At 64.6% G+C, this 24,327-nt stretch carries 23 protein-coding genes and 1 pseudogene; 19 read left to right on the forward strand and 5 right to left on the reverse strand.

The genetic code is table 11. From position 1 onward, the window contains the following. Positions 1 to 987: 987 nt before the first annotated feature. Complete coding sequence (locus ACIBVN_RS57915) at positions 988 to 2,313, reverse strand: MFS transporter (protein ID WP_397151003.1); 1,326 nt, start codon at positions 2,311 to 2,313, stop codon at positions 988 to 990. Positions 2,314 to 2,530: 217 nt separating this feature from the next. Here ACIBVN_RS57915 and ACIBVN_RS57920 point away from each other — a divergent pair. Together ACIBVN_RS57920 and ACIBVN_RS57925 are read left to right on the forward strand one after the other, a co-directional pair. Next, positions 2,531 to 3,136: pseudogene (locus ACIBVN_RS57920) on the forward strand (IS701 family transposase). A 926-nt stretch (positions 3,137 to 4,062) separates the two neighbouring features. Continuing rightward, positions 4,063 to 4,350, forward strand: coding sequence for a transposase (locus ACIBVN_RS57925; protein WP_397151004.1), 288 nt, complete (start codon positions 4,063 to 4,065; stop codon positions 4,348 to 4,350). An 18-nt stretch (positions 4,351 to 4,368) separates the two neighbouring features. On the opposite strand, the gene ACIBVN_RS57930 is transcribed toward ACIBVN_RS57925, so the two are convergent. After that, on the reverse strand, positions 4,369 to 4,971 hold the full coding sequence (locus tag ACIBVN_RS57930) for a hypothetical protein (protein ID WP_397151006.1): 603 nt from the start codon (positions 4,969 to 4,971) through the stop codon (positions 4,369 to 4,371). Positions 4,972 to 5,346: 375 nt separating this feature from the next. On the opposite strand from ACIBVN_RS57930, the gene ACIBVN_RS57935 reads away from it, so the two are divergent. From ACIBVN_RS57935 to ACIBVN_RS57975, 9 genes are all read left to right on the forward strand, one after another. Next, on the forward strand, positions 5,347 to 6,501 hold the full coding sequence (locus ACIBVN_RS57935) for a cytochrome P450 (protein ID WP_397151008.1): 1,155 nt from the start codon (positions 5,347 to 5,349) through the stop codon (positions 6,499 to 6,501). Positions 6,502 to 6,514: 13 nt separating this feature from the next. Continuing rightward, the gene (fabG, locus tag ACIBVN_RS57940) at positions 6,515 to 7,219 is read left to right on the forward strand and encodes a 3-oxoacyl-ACP reductase FabG (protein ID WP_397151009.1); all 705 of its coding nucleotides are present in this window, start codon (positions 6,515 to 6,517) and stop codon (positions 7,217 to 7,219) included. Between the two features lie 101 nt (positions 7,220 to 7,320). Continuing rightward, positions 7,321 to 7,851 carry a hypothetical protein gene (locus ACIBVN_RS57945; protein ID WP_397151011.1) on the forward strand — a complete coding sequence of 177 codons (531 nt, stop codon included), beginning with the start codon at positions 7,321 to 7,323 and terminating at the stop codon, positions 7,849 to 7,851. A gap of 612 nt (positions 7,852 to 8,463) precedes the next feature. After that, complete coding sequence (locus ACIBVN_RS57950) at positions 8,464 to 9,705, forward strand: GMC oxidoreductase (protein ID WP_397151041.1); 1,242 nt, start codon at positions 8,464 to 8,466, stop codon at positions 9,703 to 9,705. Between the two features lie 571 nt (positions 9,706 to 10,276). Beyond that, a complete protein-coding gene (locus tag ACIBVN_RS57955; RefSeq protein WP_397151013.1) occupies positions 10,277 to 11,392 on the forward strand; it encodes a DegT/DnrJ/EryC1/StrS family aminotransferase in 1,116 nt (371 codons plus the stop codon). Between the two features lie 23 nt (positions 11,393 to 11,415). Further along, complete coding sequence (locus tag ACIBVN_RS57960; protein ID WP_397151014.1) at positions 11,416 to 12,321, forward strand: ATP-binding cassette domain-containing protein; 906 nt, start codon at positions 11,416 to 11,418, stop codon at positions 12,319 to 12,321. Next, positions 12,318 to 13,121, forward strand: coding sequence for an SDR family oxidoreductase (locus ACIBVN_RS57965; RefSeq protein WP_397151016.1), 804 nt, complete (start codon positions 12,318 to 12,320; stop codon positions 13,119 to 13,121). Before ACIBVN_RS57960 ends, ACIBVN_RS57965 begins: the two co-directional genes overlap by 4 nt. 4 nt (positions 13,122 to 13,125) lie before the next feature. After that, positions 13,126 to 15,111, forward strand: a complete 1,986-nt coding sequence (locus ACIBVN_RS57970) for a carbamoyltransferase (RefSeq protein ID WP_397151018.1) — start codon at positions 13,126 to 13,128, stop codon at positions 15,109 to 15,111. A gap of 294 nt (positions 15,112 to 15,405) precedes the next feature. Continuing rightward, entirely contained in the window at positions 15,406 to 16,212 is an 807-nt protein-coding gene (locus ACIBVN_RS57975) for a hypothetical protein (RefSeq protein ID WP_397151020.1), read from the forward strand. A 393-nt stretch (positions 16,213 to 16,605) separates the two neighbouring features. Here the strand turns inward: ACIBVN_RS57975 and ACIBVN_RS57980 are convergent, their stop codons facing one another. Beyond that, the gene (locus tag ACIBVN_RS57980) at positions 16,606 to 16,971 is read right to left on the reverse strand and encodes a tyrosine-type recombinase/integrase (protein WP_397151021.1); all 366 of its coding nucleotides are present in this window, start codon (positions 16,969 to 16,971) and stop codon (positions 16,606 to 16,608) included. Positions 16,972 to 17,022: 51 nt separating this feature from the next. Between ACIBVN_RS57980 and ACIBVN_RS57985 the strand changes: the two genes are divergently transcribed. The 6 genes from ACIBVN_RS57985 (at position 17,023) to ACIBVN_RS58010 (ending at position 21,331) form a co-directional block, all read left to right on the forward strand. Next, a complete protein-coding gene (locus ACIBVN_RS57985; protein ID WP_397151023.1) occupies positions 17,023 to 17,277 on the forward strand; it encodes a hypothetical protein in 255 nt (84 codons plus the stop codon). Between the two features lie 203 nt (positions 17,278 to 17,480). Further along, positions 17,481 to 18,245: a transposase gene (locus tag ACIBVN_RS57990; RefSeq protein WP_397151025.1), complete on the forward strand. Its 765-nt coding sequence runs from the start codon at positions 17,481 to 17,483 to the stop codon at positions 18,243 to 18,245. After that, the gene (locus ACIBVN_RS57995; protein ID WP_397151027.1) at positions 18,215 to 18,784 is read left to right on the forward strand and encodes a transposase; all 570 of its coding nucleotides are present in this window, start codon (positions 18,215 to 18,217) and stop codon (positions 18,782 to 18,784) included. The genes ACIBVN_RS57990 and ACIBVN_RS57995 overlap by 31 nt, the downstream gene beginning before the upstream one ends. 589 nt (positions 18,785 to 19,373) lie before the next feature. Then, entirely contained in the window at positions 19,374 to 19,787 is a 414-nt protein-coding gene (locus tag ACIBVN_RS58000; protein WP_397151028.1) for a hypothetical protein, read from the forward strand. A gap of 3 nt (positions 19,788 to 19,790) precedes the next feature. After that, positions 19,791 to 20,093 (forward strand): pentapeptide repeat-containing protein, encoded by a 303-nt coding sequence (locus ACIBVN_RS58005; RefSeq protein WP_397151030.1) that lies wholly within the window; start codon positions 19,791 to 19,793, stop codon positions 20,091 to 20,093. 14 nt (positions 20,094 to 20,107) lie between these two features. After that, on the forward strand, positions 20,108 to 21,331 hold the full coding sequence (locus tag ACIBVN_RS58010) for a beta-ketoacyl-[acyl-carrier-protein] synthase family protein (RefSeq protein WP_397151032.1): 1,224 nt from the start codon (positions 20,108 to 20,110) through the stop codon (positions 21,329 to 21,331). Positions 21,332 to 21,349: 18 nt separating this feature from the next. Here the strand turns inward: ACIBVN_RS58010 and ACIBVN_RS58015 are convergent, their stop codons facing one another. Beyond that, positions 21,350 to 22,450 carry a cytochrome P450 gene (locus ACIBVN_RS58015; RefSeq protein WP_397151033.1) on the reverse strand — a complete coding sequence of 367 codons (1,101 nt, stop codon included), beginning with the start codon at positions 22,448 to 22,450 and terminating at the stop codon, positions 21,350 to 21,352. A gap of 185 nt (positions 22,451 to 22,635) precedes the next feature. On the opposite strand from ACIBVN_RS58015, the gene ACIBVN_RS58020 reads away from it, so the two are divergent. Both ACIBVN_RS58020 and ACIBVN_RS58025 read left to right on the forward strand, forming a co-directional pair. Then, positions 22,636 to 22,962: an SDR family NAD(P)-dependent oxidoreductase gene (locus ACIBVN_RS58020; protein WP_397151035.1), complete on the forward strand. Its 327-nt coding sequence runs from the start codon at positions 22,636 to 22,638 to the stop codon at positions 22,960 to 22,962. Between the two features lie 161 nt (positions 22,963 to 23,123). Further along, positions 23,124 to 23,342, forward strand: a complete 219-nt coding sequence (locus tag ACIBVN_RS58025; protein WP_397151037.1) for a hypothetical protein — start codon at positions 23,124 to 23,126, stop codon at positions 23,340 to 23,342. Between the two features lie 724 nt (positions 23,343 to 24,066). Here ACIBVN_RS58025 and ACIBVN_RS58030 read toward each other — a convergent pair. Further along, the coding region (locus tag ACIBVN_RS58030) for a hypothetical protein (RefSeq protein ID WP_397151039.1) at positions 24,067 to 24,327 on the reverse strand (261 nt) is incomplete at its 5' end.

Genomic DNA, 24,327 nt, shown 5'->3' on the forward strand with positions numbered 1-24,327 from the left:
GTCACAGGTCTCCATCGGGATGGTGGCAGCGGCTATCAAGGCCACCATCCCGATGAGAAGCCGCAAGGCGGAAAACTTACACTCGAGCAGGAGAGAAGCAACCGCCAGTTAACGCTATTTGCGCTGCGGTCGAGCAGGCGTTCGCACATGTCAAAATCTGGCGAATCTGCTCATGGCGCTTTCGAGGACCACTCGAAAAGTTTCAGAAAGTGCCCACCACAGTCATCGGCTTGCACTTCTTCGCTCATGCCTTTGAATAAACGCCACTGTCTGGTGTCTGGACCTTACACTGAGCGATGATCACTGTGTGGAAGATGAGGCTGACAGCGAGCCAGCGCAAGACGGTAACCAAGACGGCGGCCCGGCGCTACCAGGCGGCTCCAAGAGCGACAAGGCGAAGATTCTCGATGAGTTGTGCGTGTTGACTGACTGGCACCATGATCACGCGCGGGAGGCATTGCGGGAGCACTGACGCCGAAACTGGTCAAGCCGAGGGCGCCTCGGCCGCCCACGTATGGCGAGGAGAGCTTGGAGCCGTACGGCGCACGACGAGCCGGGCAAGGCAGCGACTCCCCGCGCGACCTGGCGACCACACGGACAGCCCCTGGAGATTGGGGTTCAGGCAATACACCTTTCGCCATGTCACGCGGGCCTCATGGCGCGCCACCCGCAGCGTCTCGGCCTGACCGCCACTTTCCTGACATGCTCTGGTCTCGTCATCGTTTCCGATCAAGGTGAGTCATTAGGCCCAGGAAACTCCTTCTGAGTCCCTTTCGGCTGCGCCGGAGATACGTCAGACCGCCTCATGGCGCGCTGAAAGCCGTAGGTCTTCTAGAAGTGACGGCAGCTCCGGCCTTCTTGGAGGCGCTGGTGATGATGGTCGCGTCGATGTCGATGACGATCCAGCCACGCAGGCGTTTACCCGCGACGCTCAGCCACGAACTCGACACTCGAATCCTCGCAGGTCAGGCGCACCTTTCTCATGCTTCACCGTCGATCATCACGGCTGTATACGGGAGGCTGGCTGGGGAGGGCCGGGAAGTCACGCATGCTGCGCATTGAGGTGGCAAGCATGAGCAGCGGGGTAACGGCGAAGAAGATGGCCAGCACCCACATGGCGGCGCCGATCCCGAAGGCCGTCGCCAGGACGTCGGCGGCGGCTGCGCCGAGCGGCACGGTGCCGGAGATGACGAACCGGGAGGCCGCCGTGACTCGGCCCAGGAGGTGCGCCGGTATGTAGTTCACGCGGAAGGTGGCGGTGACGATGCCCGACATCGTGCCGCCGGCCATGACCACGAACGATCCCACCGTGAACAGCGCCAGCTGCCAGCCAGGGCCGCTGGCTGGCAGCAGCAGCATGAACGGCGCGGTCACGACATTGACCCCCACATAGGTGCGCGCGCTGCCGAAGCGGGCGACGACCCGGGACGCGAGCGCGGCGCCCAGCAGGCCGCCCAGGCTGGCGAGGCTGATCAGGGCGCCCACAGTTCCCGGCGCGACACCTTCGGCGCGGACCAGGAAGACGATGCGCAGCGAGAACACGCCGAGCATCCCGATGTTGATCATCGCTGCCACGATGAGCATGGGCAACATGAACTCGCCGTACTTGAAGTAGCCTAGGCCCTCGCTGAGCTGCCGGACCATGCTGGGCCGCTCGCCCGCCGCCGCCCTCGGCTCGGGCGTGGTCCGCAGTCCCAGCAGGCAGGCGGCCGAGACGATGAAGGTGACCGCGTCGATGAGGAGGCCTCCGACCGCTCCGGCCACCTCAGTGAGGAGACCGCCGAGGCCCGGGCCAGCGATCTGGGCGGCCGAGGCGCTGGTCTGGAGCCTGGCGTTGCCCTCCATCCGGTCATCCGGGGCCACCAGGTGCGGCAAGTAGCCGTTGAACGCCAGGGTGAAGAACATGCTGGACGTGCCAATGATCAGCACGGCGGCCAGCAGCATGGGAACGGTCAGCACATCGGTCCAGGCGGCGACCGGGATAGCGGCCAAGACCACGGCGGACACCAGGTCGGCGGCCAGCAGAATGCGGCGGCGCGGCCAGCGGTCAACCCAGGTACCGGCCGGGAGGCCGATCAGGAACCAGGGCACCCAGCTGGCCGCGGTCAGCATGGCCACCTCGCCGGTGCTGGCGTGCAGGGTGGTTACCGCCACGAACGGGACGGCCACCGTGGTGATCGCCGACCCTAACGCGCTGACCGACTCCCCAGCCCACAGCAGGCGGAAGTTCCGGGTGCGGAGCAGGCCGCCCAGCCGCCTTTTCTTGGCCTCGGTGATGTGCTGCGGCGGAATCCCCGTCTCACTATTGCCCACAGAACTCACGGTATCGCCACAGCCGGGAGTGGCGGCGGCATTTAATACTCCAGCCGCGCTTGGGGCCTGGGGGTTGGCGAAGCGCCGGACATGAAGCGGCCACCGCCGTGACCATGGATGTGTGAAGATCGATGACCGGGCGGTGGTCGTGCCGTCCACGGTAGCCCAGGGTGTCCCTGCGCGGTGGGGCGATGCGTTGGATGAGTTGTTTTCGCAGGTGCTGGCACCGTTCTTCATCCGGAGTGAGCCCCGGGTGCGGGCGCGGGTGTGTCTGGACGGTCTGCTGAGCGGTCTGGAACGGAAGAATGGCTGGTCGCTGGCCGAGTATGCCGGGGACGGCACACCGGATGGGATGCAACGGCTGTTCAGCCACGCCCGCTGGGATGCCGATGAGGTCCGTGACGCGCTGCGGGCGCAGGTGGCCGAGCGGCTCGGCAGTCGAGACGGGGTCCTGGTAGTCGACGACACCGGTTTTGAGAAGAAGGGTCGCTGCTCGGCTGGGGTGTAGCGGCAGTACACCGGCACCGCTGGGAAGATCACCAACTGTCACATCGGGGTGTTCGCGGCCTACGCCGTCCCGGGTGGGCAACGAGTGCTGATCGACCGGGAACTGTACCTGCCCGCGTCCTGGTTCGACGAGCTCGACCGGCTCACCGGCGCCGGTGTCGGCGCGGACGTGGTGTTCGCGACCAAGCCCGAGCTTGCCTGGCGGATGATCGAACGTGCTGCCGACGAACCGCTGCTGGCCTTCGCCTGGGTAGGCGGCGATGAGGCTATGGCTATAACACCGTGCTGCGCGAGCGGTGCCGCAGCCGTGGCCTGAACCAGGTGTTCGCGGTCTCCTGCGATCATCTCGTTCCCATCGCCGGAGAGCGGATCCGCGCCGACCACGCCATAGCCGCCCTGGACCAGAGGGCCTGGCAACGCTACTCCTGCGGCCACGGCGCCAAGGGCCACCGCTTCTACGACTGGGCGTGGATCTGCCTGGGAGAACACGGCGCGCACGATTGGCTGCTGGCCCGCCGCTCGATCAGCGACCCGGCCGAGGTGGCGTTCTACCGCTGCTGGGCCACTCATCCGGTCCCGCTGCCCGCCCTGGTCCGCGTCGCCGGCGGGGCCCTCCGCCGGACAATCACCGCCCGAGCCCACCGACCCCTACAAGCTGGACACACCAGAAGATCTGGTCCCGCTCACCGTCAACGAGATCCGTCGCCTCCATGCCCGTCTCCACCCACCCCAGCACCCAGCCTGGCATTGTTTGCGCTGGTCATAATGGAGACGCCGCCACCAAGCCCGCGCCCGCCGCTGCCACTACCAGCGACAACAACGCCCTCAACGGCTAAGTACGGCTGGAGTATTAACGGAGCGGTGCGACCGAGCGAGGTAGCGCCGGGCGCTCTCGTCAGGTGTGGTTTTAGAATGAGCCAGCGTCCCGCGGCTGGTACAGCAGCCGCCATTCGCTAGTTGGCCAGGGCAATCTTGGTGTTGCGGGCAGGCCTGGTGCGCTTGTGGAACCACCGTGACCGGGCCTGGTGGCGGCGCCGCCAGGTGATTCAGCGGTCGTGGTGGGTGGGTGGGCGAGGGCCCATGCGAGGAGTTTCTTGATCTCGTGGCCGGTGAACGGGATGAGCCCGGGGTCGGCGGGAGGTTCCTGATCAACGCGTACCGGTTCCGGCGCATGGGTATGGGAGTTACGCAACCGGCTGACCCGTTCGGCTGCGCGGATGCACGGTTTGGCAGCTCGGCCCGATGATCAATGACCTGCAGGCACTCCCCAAGAAGATCGGCCGCCCGATCCTTACCGCCTGGAACGCCATAGAGGACCTGCTTGATCTGCTGTCCCTGGCGCGCGCCCATCCGGGACCGGCACGTCATCGCCGATTGCTGTTCCGGTTCTACGATCGCTGCGCCAGCTCCGGGCTGCCCAAGTTCGAACGCCTGGCGGACACGGTGGAGACCTGGTGGAGCGAGATCCTCGCGTTCCTGCGTACCGGGATCACCCACGCCGGCTCCGAAGGCACCAAATGCTGTCGGTGACCAGGGCCGCGGCCTCGGTCATGACCGAGGAAACCCAGCCGGGCGAGACCCAGGCTCCCATGACGTCGCGATCAGCTGGGCGCAGCGTTCCACCGAGATGTGCTGGAAGACCAGCAGATAGGCCGCGAGCGCGCGCAGGTTCGGTCCGTACGACGACGGCGCTCCGGCCACCTGATCGGGCAGGGCTGCCGTACTCACCCGGCCGCAGCCATCGCAGCGGCACCGGTGCACCTGATACTCGGTCACCGTTAGCGTGACCAGGGGAATGTCGCGGACCAGACGGCGGGTAAAACCGACACTGTCGAGCGTCGACAAGATCTTTCCACAGTTGCCGCACACGCCCGGGACATGCTCTTCGACCTGATCCGGATTCTCCACCATGGCCAAGCCCGCGCCGGGGGCTCCCGGCTGGCGACCCCGCTTGTTCCCGCTCTTGACCGGCGGCTTCTTGTCCGGCTGGACGAACGTGTTCCTGGACGGCGGTAACGATGAGTTCTCGGAGTTGCGACCCAGCCTGAAGCCGCTCGATCGTCTGCCGCTGGGCCTCGATCGTGTCATCTGCCGGACCACCAGCGCCGCCAGCTCGTCGTACGGCGGGCGGCGATCCGGGTTCTTCGGCACCAGAAGATCATCTCACTGCACAAGCGGCGCTCGCGCCAGCAAGGTCACGAAGCTACTGAATGGTTACCTGCTGGAAGCTTCAACAGCTCCCATTATCCCAGCTCGGATGGCGCCTCTCCCCATTTCACGGCATTCACGCCAGATTCGGCCCGGTGGATCCGGGCTGAGGCAACGACTCACCTACGCGGGCATTTTTGATGAGTCAACGCGAGGGCTGGCCAGATAATGAAATGAAAGTTATTGTTAAATGGCGTAACCCGAGATGTCAGGGAGTCTTCGTGGAGCCCTATGAATAATGTTATCCCGCGCTGTCCATTTGCCTCCGATACTACCGATCTCACGGCACTCGTCGACTCTGGCTTTCACGGTAAGGGCGTGTCCCATGAGGTATGGGCGCGGCTGCGCCGGGACAGCCCGGTAGCGAACCACGTGCTGCCCGACGGGCGGACGTTCTGGTCGGTCGCGTCGTACCGTGACGTGGACGCGGTACTCCGGGACACCGTGACGTTCACCTCGCAGCGCGGGACCCTGCTGGACCAGCTCGGCACCGACGATCCGGCGGGCGGCATCCAACTCGTGGCGACCGATCCGCCGCGCCACGCCACACTTCGGATGCCGCTGCAGCGATCACTCGCGGCCAAGCGGATAGCCGCGATGCGCGGGCGGCTCCGCGTGGTCACCCGCGAACTGCTTGCTCCGCTGGCCGATGGCGGACCCTATGATCTCGCTGACCACATGCGTCGACTCAGCATGGCGGTCATGGGCATCCTGATGGATCTTCCGGCCAGCGACTGGCCCCGGCTGGCGGCGCTCAGTTTCGCCGCCATCGCGCCCGAGGACCCGATCTTCGGCCAGCCGGGCTCGGCAGGGTCCGTGCTGCGGGCAGCACATCGCGAGCTGTTTGCCTATTTCCGCGACATCGCACGCCAGCGGCGTGCCCGTCCTGGTGATGACCTGGTCAGCCTACTGACCCAGACTAGGTGGGATGACCGTCCGCTGAACCAGGGCGAGGTGGTGTCCAACTGCTACAGCCTGCTGGTTGGTGGGATTGTAACCACATCCCAGGTCCCGGCCACCACGCTGGCGGACTTCATGGGAACCGCGACACTGACCCAGTGGGCCGCTGCCCCGCACCTGCTGGCGGGCGGGGTGGAGGAGGCGCTGCGCTGGGCCACCCCGACGATGAACCTGCTGCGGTACGCCGTAACGGACACCGGTCTGGGCGGACACCGGATTCGAGCCGGCGACGCGGTCGTTACCTGGCTGGCCTCGGCTAACCGCGACGTGGAGGTCTTCCCAGGCCCGTTCACCTTCGATATCCGGCGGCGGCCGAATAAACACCTGACATTCGGAGTCGGATCGCATTACTGTGTGGGTAATTCTATTGTCCGGGCAACCCTCGGCTTGTTCTTCGCTGAATTGTTCAGCCATTTCACCGACCTGGCTCCGGCCGGGCCTGGCACGAGGCTGCATTCCAACACGATATCTGGGTGGGTAACCCTGCCGATGACAGCTCAAGCTCGATCATGAGGAGGACCGCGTCGTGGGGCGTTCTGTGCTGGTAACGGGGGGCAACCGGGGGATCGGGCTGGCAATCGCCCGGCGGATGGCCGCCGGAGGGGACAGCGTCACGGTCACCTCGCGTACTGGTGAACCGGTCGAGGGGGTGGCGGTGGTGCGGTGCGACGTGCGGGACACTGCCTCGGTGGACGCCGCGTTCACCGAGGTGGAGCAGGATCAGGGACCGGTCGAGGTGCTGGTCGCCAACGCGGGCATCACGTCGGACCAGATGCTCGCCCTGATGAAGGAGGAAACGTTCACCGACGTGGTGGACACCAACCTGACCGGCTCTTACCGGGTTGCGAAGCGTGCGGTGCGCCGCATGATGAAGATGCAACGGGGAAGGATAATTTTCATCTCCTCGATCACAGGGCTACATGGGTGGCCGGGCCAGGCTAACTACGCCGCCTCAAAGGCGGGGCTGGTCGGGCTCGCCAGGTCGCTGGTGCGTGAGCTCGGCTCGCGGGGGATCACCGCAAACGTGGTGGCGCCGGGGCTGATCGCCACCGACATGTCCGCGGTGCTCCCCGCGGCACGTAAGGCGGCGATTCTCGGTATGGTGCCGCTGGGCAGGGAAGCGGACCCGGACGAGGTCGCTGGCCTGGTGGCGTTCCTCGCCGGGCCGGACGCAGGCTACATCACCGGTGCCGTGATCGCGGTCGATGGCGGCCTCGGGATGGGGCACTAACCTCGATCGGTGTGGCGGGTGTCCGCTTATTGGCCAGGTGGTGTCCGGCATGGAGGTGGCGCGAGTCCGGTCTGCTGCGTCCGGTTCGCTGGCTCGAAGTCGTGGACAAACACGACCTCGCCTGGTCCGCGGCACCCAACTTCGCCTACGACCTCTGCACCCGTACGGTCACCGACGAACAACTCGACGGACTGAACCTGTCTCGATGGCGCTACGCGGCGAATGGCTCGGAGCCGGTCCATGCAGGCACCCTCGACGCGTTCGCCAAGCGATTCGCCCCGGCTGGCTTCCGCCAGGAGACGCTCAATCCTTGCTACGGCCTAGCCGAGGCCACAGTCTTCGTCTCTGGAACCGGATGCCGCCGACCGGTGATCCCGCGTGTCGACGAAGCGGCCCTGAGCGCCGGAACACTGACCATGACGAATGCCTCCGCACGTACACCGGCCACACGTGATCTGGTCAACTGCGGGATCGTCCGGGACCTCGCCGCCCGTATGAAGGATTTCCACAGCTGGCGTCACCACGTTGACGGTGTCACCGTTCGGGGAAAGGGCGTCGAGGACGGTCTGGCGATGCTGGGAGTCGCCGCCGACGCACTTGGGCTGGCCACCTCTTTCGGCAGACTCCATTGATAACGATTGTCAGGAACTCGGAATGGCAAGAGTTGAGAACTCAAGACACAGACCCCTACCACGTTTGCGCAGCCCGTCGTGCGGCCCGACGCACACGGCTCCCGTGGACTATCGTCCGCGAAAACGGCGCGCGCTCAGTACGAAAGTTGTGGCGATCCGAAGAAGAGGCTTGTGCTATCCCGGCCTCGTGCACCTAGATATACCGATTGGGAGACTTTGATGGTCATGGCGGAGACTAGCGACATTCAAGAATACGATGCCGTTGTTGTCGGCTCTGGCATCGCGGGGTCATGGGCGGCTAAGGAGTTGACGGAGGTAGGCTGCCGAACCTTAGTGCTAGAGGCTGGTCCTGACCGCGCCGCCGACGAGATCCCAAAACGAGTCTCGCACGTTGTTGAACCGCCGGACGTGAGCAAGCAAAGCAGTTTTCTCTCGCCGCTGGACGACCAAGCCTTCGAACACCCTGGGCCCGAGGATCGTGAAGTATGGACGAGTAGGCGTGTCCAGGCCCAACACCCCCAATTCGCGGCTCGCGGTCCTCATCTATTCGTCGATGACAGTGAGCATCCTTATCAAACACCAAAGGATATGCCGTACTACTGGATCCGGGGAATGCAGGTGGGTGGTCGTTCGCTAACCTGGGGTGGTTCGGCGCTACGGTTGTCGCCGTACGAGCTTGAGGCAACCGACCTTGATGGCTGCACGCTATCTTGGCCATTGCGGTATGCCGAGCTAGCCGAGGCCTACAGCGTAGTCGAGAGCGCCGTGGGCCTACACGGGAGTTCGGAAGGGCTGTCGCCGCTCCCCGACAGCGTGTATCGCTATGGGCCGTGTGCGCTAACGCCCGCCGAAAGGGACTTCCAGCAAAGTTTTGGCCGCTTGGACTTTGACGCGATTCCGGTGCGATTCGTGTCACCAACGAGCGGGCGCGACAGGTGGCCAGGATTCACAACGCAGGCCACTGCGCTCGCTGCCGCTAGGGAGACGGGTCGACTGGCGCTGAGGCCGAATGCCTTCGCAACCGAGGTAACGGTCAATTCGGACACGGGCCTAGCGACCGGGGTTCGATACGTCGACACCTCAAATGGAACCCGGCACCACGTTAGAGCTCGGGTGGTCTTCTTGTGCGGTGGAACTATTGAGACCGCCCGGCTCATGCTGAACTCACAAGGCTCACGCCACCCCGATGGGCTCGGCAACTCTAGCGGATGGGTGGGCCGCGGGCTTATGGACCACCCGGTGGTGTTGGCCGTGGGCGTGCTCGATGGCTACCCGCACGCAGCCGGCTACGAATGGGCTGCCCGACAGCGTGGCCTTCTGGTTCCGCCACGACCCGGAAGTCAAGGCAGTGATGTGCGCCCGTTCGGGATGTGGGTGACATTGCAACGACTCACGTCGCAAGGCAAGACTCTAGGCAGCATCGACGCTCAGGGTGAGATGCTGCCGTACAGGCACAACCGCGTCCGACTTAGCAATGCTCGTGATCGTTGGGGCGTCCCCATACCCTTTATCGAGTGCAAGTACGGTCCGCACGAACAGCGGCTGTACGCCGCGATGCGATGCCAGATCGAACAGGCCTCCGCCGCGGCAGGGCTGCGCATAACCGCAATTTCCGAGCGACTATCAGTGCCGGGCCTACAGGTGCACGACCTAGGGACAGCGCGTATGGGCTTAAGCCCCGCCACGTCCGTGGTCGACGGTAATAACCAGTGCTGGGATTGCCGAAATGTCTTCGTGACCGACGGCGCCTGTTTTCCGTCTGCTGGATGGCAGAATCCTACACTCACTATTGCCGCTCTGTCGGTTCGGGCCGCCCGGTATGCGGGAGACCTATTGCGGAATGGGCTATATTAGTGAAATCGAGTCGGCGTCGCTCGATCCGGTGTGGTTTTGGTTGAATCAACGGCGCGCTCGCCAGCACTGGATCAGACGATTACTCTAACTGATGGTTGCACAATGGTACGTGTTACTAATCAGCCGTTACGGCTTAGGGTTTGGCTTGACGTTCGAAGGCTGCGGAAACGGTACGTGGCTTGTCGCTTCACTGGTGACCTCCGCGCGGGTGACCGAGACGGTCGCGGTTGTGGAAAGTGGCGAGGAGGGACCCACGTTTTGGGGTGGAAGGTAAGTAGCGCCCGGAGATTAGTGTTATAGTGCTGGATATAAATGGCAGCCCTCACGGGAGGAGTTGAAGCCGAGTGGGTCATGCTGTGGCGGCTCTATGTTGGCCCAGTTGGGTCAGCACGACTGATGACACAAGCCTGGTCGGCGTGCCGAGGCGCTGTAGTCGACCGTGGCGTTTATTTCTGGTGTTCATAATGACGTTGATTACGGGATGCGAGTGGCTTATCGCGATGTGGCCCACCTCAATACTGGGCCTCGGGGTCCGCAGCAAATCCTTGTAAACGGAAATAGGGGAGATGTGATGTCAACTGTGCGCCGGGTGCCGTTCTATGGCATGGCAAGAGAATTCGACGAAATTGGGCACGAAATACTCGATGCAAGCGAGGCAGCATATCGCACCGGATCTTTGCTTGATGGGGAACTGGTGGCGCAACTCGAAGTGACTCTGGCCTCGCTGAGCGGCCGTCAGCATGCTCGCATGGTGAACTCATGCACCGACGCGATCTACTTTGCCCTCGTTGCGGCAGGCGTCGGAAGCGGTGACGAGGTTCTTGTTCCGGACTTTTCATTTGCGGGGACACTTGCAGCTGTGCTTCGCACCGGGGCGACGCCGGTTTTCGTTGATGTGTGCGACAATTACTTGATTGATCTGGAATTGGCGACGGAAGCGGTTACTCCGAAAACAAGGGCGCTTGTGTTCGTCCAACTTTATGGACGCCTCGAGGAGCCGAACCCTGTCGAATCCTTTGTGAGACGGCACGACATTGCCCTAATTGTGGACGGGGCCCAATCGTTCGGGGCAGCAATTCATGGGCGGCATAGCGGGTCGATCGGAATAGCAAGTTGTCATAGTTTTGATCCGATGAAGGTCATTGCGGCTCCGGGTTCGGGCGGTGCGGTTCTTACTGATGACCAAGAAATCGCCGAGCATGTTGAACAGCTCCGGCGGTGGGGTTACTCGAATGAAACATTTGTACGGGTGGGCTTCAATTCGCGGATGTCTTCTGTCGTTGCGGCCGTGCTCACCGCCAAGCTTCAACATGAGGAACGCTGGCTGAAGCGTCGGCGTAGTATCGCATCGACATACTCTAAACATTTCTCCGAACTGCCGTGTGAGATTCCAGATGCGGGTGAATGGCGCGAACACATATTTCATAAGTACGTCATACGAACGCCTAGACGGGATGACCTGGCGAGAGGACTGAGCGAAGTCGGGATTGAAACAATCATTCACTATCCATACGTGCTGCACGAGCTGCCATTCATGCAGCAACATCACCATCGCGTTGTTACCCGCGGCGTGGCGAAGCGACTGTCGCAGGAGGTCGTATCGTTGCCCATACATCCTTATCTGACTGAGCAAGAGATCGACCACGTGGTGGCCAATGTCAAGAAGATTCTCCTTCAGCCCCGGTAGGATAACTGTTTACTGTGGGACGGATGCCGATGGCGCTCGACGTGAGCAGGAAGCGGTTGAACCAGCTCTGGCTACGCGAATACGTGGCAAAGTTCGATGGCATTACGACGCCTGCGCCCGAACGGCTCGCCGACGGCATCACGCTGGAGAACGTCACGTTTCGCTACGCCGAGGGCGACGCGCCGGTGCTGCGTTCGATCAGCGCGCATCTGCCTGCCGGCTCGGTCGTGGGCTTGGTTGGCATCAACGGCGCGGGCAAGTCGACGCTCGTAAAACTGCTGACAGGTCTCTACCAGCCCACATCCGGGCGGATCCTCGTTGACGGGCAGCCGTTGAGCGACCTCGATCCGCGGTCGTGGGCGACGGCGTCGTGCGGTGTGTTCCAGGACTTCGCGCGCTTGCAGCTGCCCGTGCGCGAGCCCGTCGGCGTCGGCGACCTCTCGGCGCTTGATGACGTGCACGCGATCGCCCGTGCGGTGGAATCCGCAGGCGCGTCGAAGCTTGTTGGCAAACTGCCCGACGGCCTCGATACCCAGCTCGGCACGATCTTCGGCGGCGTTGACCTGTCCGGAGGACAGTGGCAGCGACTCGCTCTCGCACGCGGGATGATGCGCACCGCACCGCTGCGGCTAATTCTTGACGAACCCACGGCGGCACTCGACCCCCAGGCCGAGCACGACCTGTTCGAGAATTTCGCCTGGCATGCACGCGAAGCCGCCGCTCGAACCGGCGCGGTCACGGTCCTCATGTCGCACCGATTCTCGACGGTGAGCATGGCCGACCACGTGCTCGTCATCGCGGAACGAAGGATCATCGAATCAGGCAGCCATGAAGACCTGCTCGAGTCCGGTGGCCGCTACGCGGAGCTCTACGCGACCCAGGCGGCGGCCTACGCAGTACAGGTAGGGAAGGGCAACCCACCCAAATGACTGAGGATACGGGATTCGACCTTCAAGGCGCGGGCGTGGTCGTCACCGGCGGCGGTGGCGGCATCGGATCCGCGATGGCGCGCCGGTTCGCCGCCGCGGGAGCGAGAATCGTGGTCGCCGACCTCGACGGCGACGCGGTGGCCGAGGTCGCGGGGGAGACGGGAGGCGTAGCGGTTACCGTCGACGCGGCGAGCGAGAACGGCGTCAGCCGGTTGATCGAGACGGCTATCGACGAACTTGGTGCTATCGACTTGTACTGCGCTAATGCTGGCGTCGCGCCGCATGGTGGCCCGGAAGCCGCCGACGCTTCCTGGGCGCGCGCGTGGGACGTCAACGTGATGGCGCATGTCCGGGCTGCCGGATTGCTCCTGCCACCCTGGCTAGAGCGGGGCCGCGGCCGGTTCCTCGCCACGGTGTCCGCGGCGGGGATGCTCACCATGCTCGGCTCCGCCCCTTACGCCGTCACCAAGCACGGCGCACTCGCCTTCGCCGAATGGCTGTCCGCCACCTACCGCCACCGTGGCATCACCGTTCAGGCGCTGTGCCCGCAGGGCGTGCGCACCGGCATGCTCGCCGAGGCTGGGCCGGGTATGCGAGCTCTCGTGGGCCCGACCGCCATCAGCCCGGAGGAGGTCTCCGAGACGGTCATCGCAGCTCTCGCCGACGACCGGTTCCTCATCCTGCCTCATCCGGAGATAGCCGATTACTACCGGGCCAGGGTCGCGGACACCGGTCGATGGATCGCCGGGATGAACATTCTGCAGCGCAAGATCGAGAACATGCGATCGGAAGAGGGCTGACGACATGCTCGTACTTGGTCTGAGCGGACACTTCTCGGATGAAGACACGGACCTGGCGCCGCCCGTGGAAGGGTTGCTCGCCCAGGATGCCTTCCACGACGCGGCCGCATGTCTGATCAGGGACGGCGAACTCCTGGTCGCCGTGGAGGAAGAGAGATTCAACCGGATCAAGCAGACGACGAAGTTCCCCGTCAACGCGATTCGCGCCTGCCTGGACACCGCCGGGGTCTCGCCTTCTGAGATCGCGGCCGTGGGATACTTCTTCGCGGAAGACATGCTCGATGAATGGCTTAACGAGACCTATACGAGTCATCCGCAGCTTCCCATCCGCAGTTCACGCGAACTCGTCATGAGTCATCTGGCGGTGGCCCTGGGCCGGGAGATGTCGGATGAACAGCTGTTGTTCATCCAACACCACGTCGCCCACGGCATGTCTGCCTACATCCGCTCGGGGATGAGGGAGGCGCTGGTAGTCGTCATGGACGGGCGTGGTGAGAAGCACTCGATAACCGTCTATCACGGCGAAGACGGGCACTTGGAGAAGCTCGCCACCTACGGCCTCGGGAAGTCGCTCGGCGCACTCTACCTGGCTAACACCCGCCTGCTTGGCTATGGGCTCGGCGACGAGTACAAGGTCATGGGCCTCGCGCCTTACGGAAACCCCGAGACCTATCGCGAGATGTTCAGGTCCATGTACGAGCTGAGGGACAACGGCGATTTCCTGCTGCGGGAATTCACCGCCCGTGGCTTCCGTCCCCGCCGCAAGGGTGAGGAGTTCACTCAGGCGCACAAGGACTTCGCCGCGGCGCTTCAGGAGACCCTCGAGAAGATAGCTATGCACGTCCTGTGCCACTGGGCCGACCGGACGGGGTTGAAGGACCTCTGCTTCGTGGGCGGCGTGGCGCACAACAGCACTCTCAACGGACTCATTCTCGGCTCAGGGAAGTTCCGGGAAGTATTCATTCACCCCGTCTCGCATGACGCCGGCGCCGCTGAGGGCGCCGCCTTGGCTGCCGCCCTCCAGCTGGGGGCATGCCCTTTAAGGCAACCCCGCATGCGTAGCGCGAGCGTGGGTCCCGCCCTCGGCACCACCGCCGAGATCGAAAAGGAGCTCGCCTCCTGGAGCGATCTCATCGAATTCGATCGGCCCTCTGACCTCGTGGAAGCTGCCGCGCAACTGCTGGCCGACGGTGCGGCCCTCGGCTGGGCGCAGGGCCGGTCTGAGTACGGACCGCGTGCGCTCGGCAACCGCAGCATTCTCGCCGACGCGCGGCCCGGCGACAACAAGCGGCGCATCAACGCGATGATCAAGAAGCGGGAAGCGTATCGGCCGTTCGCTCCCGTCGTCACCCCGGAAGCCGCCAGGACGTATTTTGATCTGCCGGAGACGCGCGCCAACTATGACTTCATGTCGTTTGTCGTCAATGTGCGTGAGGACCGGAGGCACGAACTGGGAGCCGTTACGCACATCGATGGCAGTGCCCGGATTCAGATCATTGATTCGGTTTCCAACAAGCGATTCTATGATCTTGTTCGCAGGTTCGGCGAGTTGACCGGTACGCCGGTCCTGCTCAACACGTCGTTCAACAACAACGCCGAGCCGATCGTGCAGACAACACAGGACGCCATCACCTGCTTCCTTACCACCGGACTCGACTTCCTCGTCATCGACGACTTCGTGGTGCGCCGACGCGAGGGCGCCTCACTCGCTTTCGGCAATCTGGCCCCCCGGCTCCGCCCGGCCACCCGGCTCGTCAAGCGGATCAGACACACCGCGGCCGGCAGCCACCAGGTCTGCTACGAGCTAATCCTGGACCACGCGAAAGGCTCGACCACGGAGATTTCTCTCGATCTCTTCAACCTGCTGGAGCATGCGGACGGAGTACAGTCCTTGAAATCTCTCGCTGGACCAGAGGGCATCAGCCAGGACGTTAGACACGAGCTGTACAGCCTGTGGCAGCAGCGATTCTTCACGCTGCGTCCGGTTTGAGTTTTGATTGGGCCCGCAGTCGAGCTTGAACGAGTTGGCCACCCCAGATGCGCCAGCCCGACGTCGTATCCGGCGTTGGCAAGACCCTCGAGAGGACGATCTACATGAGCGCAGCCACCATGGCCGCGGACGAGCCCCGCACAGCGTTCGCTCATGTCCACATAAACCGCGCTACCCCGGCGAGCCCCGGGGCCAGTCCCGAACAAGCCTGCAGCTTTCGGCACCGACGACAGCCTCAAGCCTGAAGACCGCGTCGCGGGCCTACTCGTCCTGTACCACCCACGGAGGTGTTCGTTGAAGCTCGAGACACACACGCTGGTGTCAGAGGAACATGTGGGCCGATGCACCGTGATGCTTCGCTCGCTTTCAACACATTGCACGGTGCAACCGGTGCTTCACGATGACGGTTCGCTCTCGGCACGCTCAGTTGAACGGTTGCGCGAAGAGTGGCCCAATGCATTGATCATATCTAGGCCTGAGGCCAACCATCGAGCCGCCGAGCAACTCGTGGGGCATCCGAAGGTCCTCTGGTGGCGCAACCACAACATTCGCGCAACGCAACTTATTGACTATTTTCTATTTGCAGAGCAGAGTCGAGTTCTTGCCGTTGACACGGATGTAGTTTTTCTTCGGAAACCAACGGAAATTCTAAGCTGGGTTTCCACCCCCGAAAATAGGAGTTCTTATTTTGCCTACTCGCCTGAGTTTGACCCCGACCCATCAGGAATTCATTGGCTCCCTGAAGCAGTGCCAGGCGCGCCGTTCATTCCGGCCATGTGTTGTGGATTTGCCGCGGTCCAGACAGATGCCTTTTTGGATCTTGATTATCTTGAGGACCTCATTGATCGCACCGATCCGGTCATTCGCGTCCAACAGCGTTTTGTGACGCAGATGTATTACTCACTTCTGGCTGGTCGACTCCCGGCTCAACGGGTCGTTTCGCTGGGCGAGCAGTACCGATCAGGTCCCTTAGAGGATCTGCCAAGCTGTGAAGACAGAGCTATTTGCCACTATTTCGGCTCTCGACCCGCCGAATTGGGTGATGGTCTCGAAGGGGTGTGGAGTTGCTACCCTCATCTTCGAGCGATGTTGACGGCTTAGTGGTCGTCTCCGTAAATCTCTCGGGGGTTACGCGGCTGCGTCGAGTACGGCAGGCTGATGGTCGCAGCCGGTGAGTTGCTGGGAGTTGCGCTCCTTCTGTTCGTGTCGCTCGATCCGGGCCAGTAGGTCCTCGAGGTCGCCGGGGTGAACTTCCATCTGAAGGGCCGGGCGGTCTCGTTGTAACGATGCTCGAAGGCGATCAGCCGGTCTTCGACCTGGTCAAGACTGGTGAAGTCGTTGGGTGAGACGACCTTGCGTTGCACGATGGAGAAGAAGATCTCGATCTAATGCGGAAATCCGCATTAGATCGATAATGCCGAGCCGGTGGTTATGCCGATCGAGGCGGCCTGACCAGCCTCCGGGCCTGCCTGAGGGATGTCGGCGGGGGCGGTCTCAGTCAAAGCTCGTTCTTTGGGCTTCGATGTCGGCGTGGAGGTAGACGTCGGTCGACCTGGTGGTGGAGTGGCCGAGCCAGAGCGCCAGCCCGGCGATGTCAACGCCTGCGCGGTGGAGCGCCATTGCGTTGGTATGCCGGAGGGTATGCGGTGTGATCACCTTGTCGTGCAGGGAAGGGTAGGTGCCGCTGGCGGCATCGTTGTAGCGGGTGATCCGGGCGGCGACAGCGTCGCGTGACAGCGGCTGGCCGTGCGGCTTGGGGACAGCCGGTCGGTAGGGGCGGTCGGCCACGGTGCGCTCTTTTCCCAGGAGGCCGCCTCCCAGCTGCCCGAGCTGGCGCTCGCCGTCGCGGCCAGTGAACATGCCGCGTTCCTACAGGCCATCGCGGACCAGCACGACCCGTTGCGTCGGCAGGTGCTGTTGATCATCCGCGAACCCGCAGCCGGACACCGGGGACGGGACGCCGCCGCGGCGCGAGCCCTGCGCCGCATCAGCGAGACCACCCGGCTGCTGGGCGCGATCGGCTGCACGGTGCGCCTGCTGAGTAGCGAATCAGTCCTCGCGCTGCTGGGCTCGTGTTTCGACCCCGACGCCCCGCCACTGCGTACGGACCTGCTCGCCGCCCCTGACCTCGGCTATTCAGCCGAATTTCATCCTGAAGATCGATAACTGAAGAAGGTGCCTCCGACTTGCGATGATCTGACTGCTGAGATCAAAACATCGCACAGAACGGACGCACCTTCCGGGTGAACGGTACGGCATGGGACCACCGCTTGTCTGTACGCGGGGATGGCAAGAAACTCATCGGGCACGCGGGAGCCGTGCTCCTGCGAAAGTGCGCTGATCAGACGGGGTAACCAGCGCTCGGCGGCGTGTTCGCCCGCCTGGGCGGCTCCGCGCCGGTGTGGGACCGGGGAGTGGTGCTCGTCCAGCTCGCCGTGGCGATCACGCTTGGTGCGACCAGCATGCGGCAGATCGCCCTGCTGGCCCACCACGAGCAGCTGCTCGGCGCCCCGCCCTCGGACTCCACCATCCGGCGGGCGCTGGAGCCGGTTGGGGCCGATGAGCTGCTGCGCAGCAGGCTCACCCGGGCCAAGGCACGGGTCCGGCGGCACGTATGGCGTCTGATCGCCGCCACCGAGACGGGATTCCCCTGGCTGCACGTGGCCGGCAAGGTGCTCACCGGCTGGATCGTCATCGACCTGGACGCCACCCTGATCACCGCCCACTCGAACAAGGAAGGCGCCTCGGCCACCTTCAAGAAGGGCTGGGGCTTCCACCCACTGGCCGCCTGGTGCGCCAACACCCAGGAATCGCTGGCCACGCTGCTGCGCACCGGATCGGCCGGGTCCAACACCATCACCGACCACATCACCGTGCTCACCGACGCCATCGCGCAGATCCCCGACGCCTTCCGCGCGAAGATCTGGATCCGGATCGACGGCGCGGGCGCCACCCATGGCCTGGTCGAACACATGCAAGGGCTGAACACCACGCGGCGCACGGTCCGTTTCACCGTGGGCTGGAAGATCACCGAGTTGACGAGGCCGCGATCGCCAAGCTCCCCGACGACGCCTCGCAGGCAGCCATGCGCCAGGACGGCAACATGCATCCCCACGCCGAGGTCGCCGAGGTGACCGGGCTGGATGAGCGCGCTGCCGCCTGGGGGGTTCGATTGCTGGTTTGCCGCGTCAAGCCCTCGGCCCGCGACGCCCGCCAGCTCACCGACCTGGAGAAGACGACCGGCTGCAAATACGCGATCATCGCCACCAACCTCGGGCCGCGCGGCCCGCGGGGTGTTCCCGGCAGCCACCACGTGCAGTTCATCGATGCCGTCCACCGTAATCACGCCGAGGTCGAGGACCGGGTGCGCACCAACAAAGCGATGGGGTTGCGTAACCTGCCGTCCAAGACGTGGAACGTCAACGTCGGCTGGGTGCTCACGGCCAACGTCGCCGCCGACATCGATGCCTGGACCCGCCTTCTCGGCCTGCACGATGATGCCGAGCCGGCCCGCGCCGAGCCGCAGACCCTGCGCTACTGCCTGTGGCACCTGCCCGCCCGCCTGGTCTCCCATGCCCGCCGGCGCATCTTGAAGATCAGCGCCACCTGGCCCTGGAAGAACGCCTTCCTGACCTGCTGGCAGCGTCTCTGCGTGCTCCCAGCACCCAGCTGACCAGCACGAACACGACCCCGGCAATCCTGGAAGGAGGTACCACACACCCTGCGGCCCCGTGGAAGCCGCCGCCCATCGAGCGCGTCGGACGGCAGCACCATCCCGCAGGTCATCAGGAAACAGACGATCAGGCGGAAACCTCCGCCAAAGCGAGCGGCTCAGCCGACACGGTGCCCGCGTGAGTCATCGAGGTTGAGGCTGGTTTAAAACGAACATTAGCCGTCCGCGCCAGCCGGTTGACCACACGGGTCACTAAAGGTAAATTGCCCGCGTGGCGACACGCGCATGCTTTGTCGTCATCAGCGGCCGGGCTGATGGATATATTTCCTGGACCTGATACGCTGGCTCCAACATTTCTACCCGGAATCGAATATGGCCTGATACAATTAAGGACCACGGCGCCGGGCTCAGGAAGGCATGTCCGCGATACCGCTCTCGCGTCCGCTCATGCATCGGAAGAATATGTCGGCCTACTTCGACATATTCGAATGGTCGGCAGACCAGGACTACGATCATGTGATAACCGTCGAGACCGACATGGTCTTCATCAAACCGGGATTCATCCGGTTCATCGCGGAGCAGATGAAAGATGCCGACTACCTCGCTCCCGGACTGCGGCGCAACATCCCCCAACTCCCAGTGGCCCGCCTACCTCAGCCCGAAACCGGAGCTGCCCGAGCTATTGTCGATCCTGGGCATGACACATACCAACCGCAGTTTCAGCCCCTGGCCAGGTATTCGGCCGCAGCTACCTCCGCTACCCACCCTGGCCGACTGGTTCGGGCTGACCGCCCGGTCCTATCCGGATGGAGTATCCCTCTTCAACCGGTACCGGCCGTTTCAGACGGCGCAGGACCTCGCGCTGGCGCTGGACCACTCGAGCGCGTTGTTCCTGCGCCCGGTCGGCCGGTCGCCCGGACCCCCGATGGCCCAGGTGCGCGCGCTCGTCCAGGGACCGCGCACACCCCAGGCAGTACTTACCGAGGCAGTGAGCGAGGGCTAAGACTTGAGCAGCGGCTTCATGCGCGGGCACGACCTGCGCGGCACTGACCTGGCGGGAGCGGACCTGCGCAAAGTGAACCTGCGCGGAGCTGACGTAGGCGGCGCAGACCTGTGCGGCGCCAGCCTGCGGGAGGCGCTGCTGAGCGCGATGGCCTGGACGGAATCCACCGCATTGCCCGGCCGCTACCTCGACCGCATCCGGTCCTCGTCCCGGCAGGTCGCCGCCGACCGCTTCCTGATCGCCAACGGCGTCGCCGCGGCCTCCCGTATCCGGCTCGACGACCGACCGATTAACGAGCCCCAGTGATACCCGGAAGAGGCATGATGAAACCAGTTGTCATCACCGGCTTCGGGGCGGTCACGCCCGTCGGCATCGGCCGGGAGATCACCTGGCAGAACCTGATCGAGGGGAACTCGGGTGTCGGCCCAATCACCGCCTTTGATGCCAGCGGCCTGGCGGTGCGGATCGCCGCCGAGGTCCGGGGCTTCGACCCGGCCAACTACCTGGACCGCAAGCGGGTGCGCCGCACCGCGCGGTTCACCCAGTTCGCGGTGGCCGCCGCACGTGAAGCGGTGGCCGACGCTCACCTGGACATCGGTGACGGGCGGGATACCGGAGTAGTGATCAACACCGCCGTCGCCGGGTTCGACACAATCGAGGCCGCGACCAGGCGGCTGCTTGCGGATCGCCCGCTGAGCCCCAGCTTCGTCCCGTCCTCGCTGACCAACATGCCCGCTTGCGAGGTCGCCATCGACCTCGGCGTGCACGGTCCCGTGCACGCCGGGGCGTACGCCTGTGCCAGCGGCAGCGAGGCGCTGCTGCGGGCCAGGCAGCTCATCCTGGCAGGCGAGGCTGAGGTGGTGATCGCCGGCGGGACGGACGCGGGGATCACGCCGGTGACCTTCGCCGGCCTGATTCCGTCGGGCGCGCTGTCCCAGCACAATGACTACCCGGCCCGCGCCTGCCGCCCGTTCGACGCCGGACGCGACGGCTTCGTCTACGGCGAGGGCGCCGTCATCGCGATCGTGGAATCGGCCGAGCACGCCGCCAGGCGCGGCGTGAAACCATACGCCGAGCTGCGGGCGGGGGCGCTCACCGCCGATGCCTTCCACGTCACCGCGCCCGCCCCTGCGGGCCAGCACGCCGCCGAGGCGATCCGGCTGGCAGTGCGGCGATCGGGCATCGATCCGGTCGACCTCGACCTCATCTGCGCGCACGCCACCGGCACGGTCGCCGGGGACCGTGCCGAGGCGTCCGCTATCCGCCAGGCCCTCGGGTGCACCGCCAGCCAGATCGCCGTCTCCAGCCCCAAATCAGTGACTGGCCACCTGATTGGCGCGGCTGGCGGGCTGTCGGCTATGGTCTGCGCGCTCGCCATCAGGGACGGCATCGTGCCGCCCACCGTCAACCTGACCGCACCCGATCCCGACTGCGACCTGGACCACGTGGCGAACGTGGCGCGGCGGCTGCCGGTACGCGCGGCGCTGACCACCGCCTTCGGGTTCGGCGGCCAGAACTGCGTCACAGTCCTGGCCGCCATCTGAGTCGACGCCGTCCCGGCTTTACCTGAGCCGTACGGGCAGGGCCGCCAGGCCGTGCATCAGGCTGTTGCGGCGCCAGCGGAGCTGATCAGGCGGGACCGCGAGCGCCAGGCTCGGGAAGCGGTCAAGCAGGGCTGCGAATGCGACCTCGCCCTCCATCCGGGCCAGCGGAGCGCCGATGCAGTAGTGGATCCCGTAGCCGAAGGCGATGTGCCCGGTGGTGTCCCGGCCCAGGTCGAGCAGGTCCGGTTCCGGGAACCGGTCCGGGTCCCTGTTACCGGAGCTGATCGCGATGAACACCCATTCGCCCGCCGGGATCACCACATCCCCGATGGGCAGGTCCTCAAGGGTGAACCGGTCGCTGGCATGGCTCACCGGGTTCACGAACCGGAGCAGTTCCTCCACCGCCGCCGGGATCAGCGCCGGGGCCTTGCGCAGCCTGGCCAGCTCCCCCGGGTTGGTCAGCAGCGCCAGGGTGCCGGAGGCGATCAGGTTGACGGTAGTGTCGAACCCGGCCATCACGAGCTGGAAAGCCAAGGAGAGAATCTCGGCGCTGGTCAGTCCCTCACCCGCACCTCCTTCTCCGTCAACACGGACGCTTGCCAGGGTCGAGAGCACGTCATCGGCGGGGTCGGCGCGCTTGGCGGCGAGCAGGTCTGTGAACAGGGCCGCTAGCTCCCTGGTCACCCGGTTGGCCTCACCTGGATCGTCGTAAGCCGCCAGAGCGGCCAGGATCATGCTGCGGCCCTCCGGCGGGATGCCCAGCAGCTCACCGAGGACGGTGAGCGGGAGCTGGCTGGCGAAGGCGGGGAGCAAGTCAATGACGTCGCTCTGCACAGCTGACATCTGGTCCAGCAGGTCAGCGGCGATCTCGCCGGTGCGGGTCCGCAGCCGCGCGACGTTGCGCGGCATGAGCGCCTTCTGCACCAGGCGGCGCATCCGGGAGTGCACCGGCGGGTCGTTGTGCAGCAGGTGCGAATGGACGCCGCCCGCCTTCTCGCTCGGCCAGGACCTGGCGCCGCCTGGCCAGCGCCGGAGATCATTGGACAGCCGCCGGTCGGTCAGGGCCGCCCGCGCGTCCGCATAGCGGGTGATGATCCAGGCCCGCCTGCCGTCCAGCATCCGCACCGGGGTGACCGGCTGCGATTCCCGGAATTGCGCGAAGAAATCGGCCGGTGACTGAAAATAGGATTCTTGATCAAGGGATACCAACGGTATCGCGTCCGTCATGTATCGCATGATAATTTGACGGACTCTTCACCGCCAGCAAGATTTAATTGCCAGCACGGACGGGAGGATCACCCATCATGTCGGGAACCAGATTTGATTTTAAAGACGCGGGTGTGGTCATTACCGGTGGGAGCGGCGGTATCGGGGCAGCGCTGGCCCGTCGGTTCGCGGCGGCGGGTGCGCGGGTCGTGGCCGCAGACACCAATGGCGACGCGGCCCGCGAGATCGGGAGCATCGCGGTCGCCGGGGACGCCGCCAGCGAAGCCGGGGTCCGGGGGCTGATCGCCACAGCCACTAGCGCACTCGGCGCCATCGACCTGTACTGCGCCAACGCGGCGTCGCGCCAGAAGGCGGCCCGGAGGCCCTCGAGGCCGCCTGGGCCAGCGCCTGGGAGGTCAACGTGATGGCGGCACGTCCGGGCCGCCGGACTGCTCACCATGCTCGACTCCGCGCCCTACACGGTCACCAAGCACGGGGCGCTCGCCTTGCGGAATGGCTCGCCGCCACCTACGCCCACCGGGGCATCACCGTGCAGGTCCTGTGCCCCCAGGGAGTGCACACCAACATGCTGGCCAGCGCGGGCCGGGGAATGCGCGCCCTGGTGAACCCGACCGCCATCAGCCCCGAGCAGGTCTCGGACACCGTCATCGAGGCCCTGGCCGACGGCCGGTTCCTCATCCTGACCCACCCGGAGACCGCTGGCCTCTACCAGGCCAGGGCCGCCGACACTGCCGGATGGATCGCCGGGATGTACTACCTCCAGCGCAAGACCGAATTGTTCTAAAACATACGTCGGCCATGCCCCTTGCACCCCGGTAAGCACTCGGAAGTCCCGTGACGGGGTCGCTGGCGTGCACGACGCCGTGGGGTTGCGACACGCCGGGGCGGGGTGCGTGATTTGCCGCTGCTGAAGGGTGTTGGCTGTGGTGCGTGGCGGTTGCGATCGGCGTGGTCCGGGATGCGGACGATAACGACCATCAACCACACCCTGCCCGCAGGCTTCACAACCGCATCCTGCATCACCACCTCGCGCCCCTGCTCGGACTGGGCCCCCGATGCCATGTCCAGCGGCCAGATCAGCTACGACCTGCGCAGACTCCGCGCTCACGGCCTCATCACCCGCATCCATACGCAGCCACACCTACCAGGACACCCCCACCGGGATCAGTCACGCCCGCTTCCTTAGCCACCTCGCACAGCGTTTCCTGGTACCTGGCCTGGCCCACATCGCCGACACGGTCGCATCGAGGTTGTTCGGTTCCGTGCTGGTGGGCGGGGTCCCAGTAGTGTGGTCATCATCTTCCCCCGAAGTGGTGCGTATGGTGGGGGTCGAGTCCCAGCGGTCACATACTCCCCAGAGATCACTTCTTACACGCCTAGGAAAATATCCCCAATATTTTCTCGGAGGCGAAAGAAACCTACCCCGGTCGCAGGGGCAGGGCGTGCGCGCGAAGGCCAACGCGCCGGCCGGGCAAACTTCGCGGCTAGGTCAAGGCAAGCTGTGAGGTTTATTCAAAGGCGTGAGCGAAGAAGTGTAAGCCGATGACTGTGGTGGGCACTTTCTGAAACTTTTCGAGTGGTCCTCGAAAGCGCCATTGAGCAGATTCGCCAGATTTTGACATGTGCGAACGCCTGCTCGACCGCAGCGCGAATAGCGTTAACTGGCGGTTGCTTCTCTTCTGCTCGAGTGTAAGTTTTCCGCCTTGCGGCTTCTCATCGGGATGGTGGCCTTGATAGCCGCTGCCACCATCCCGATGGAGACCTGTGAT

Origin of the sequence: Nonomuraea sp. NPDC049400 (assembly GCF_044466425.1) — a bacterium.
GTDB lineage: Bacteria > Actinomycetota > Actinomycetes > Streptosporangiales > Streptosporangiaceae > Nonomuraea.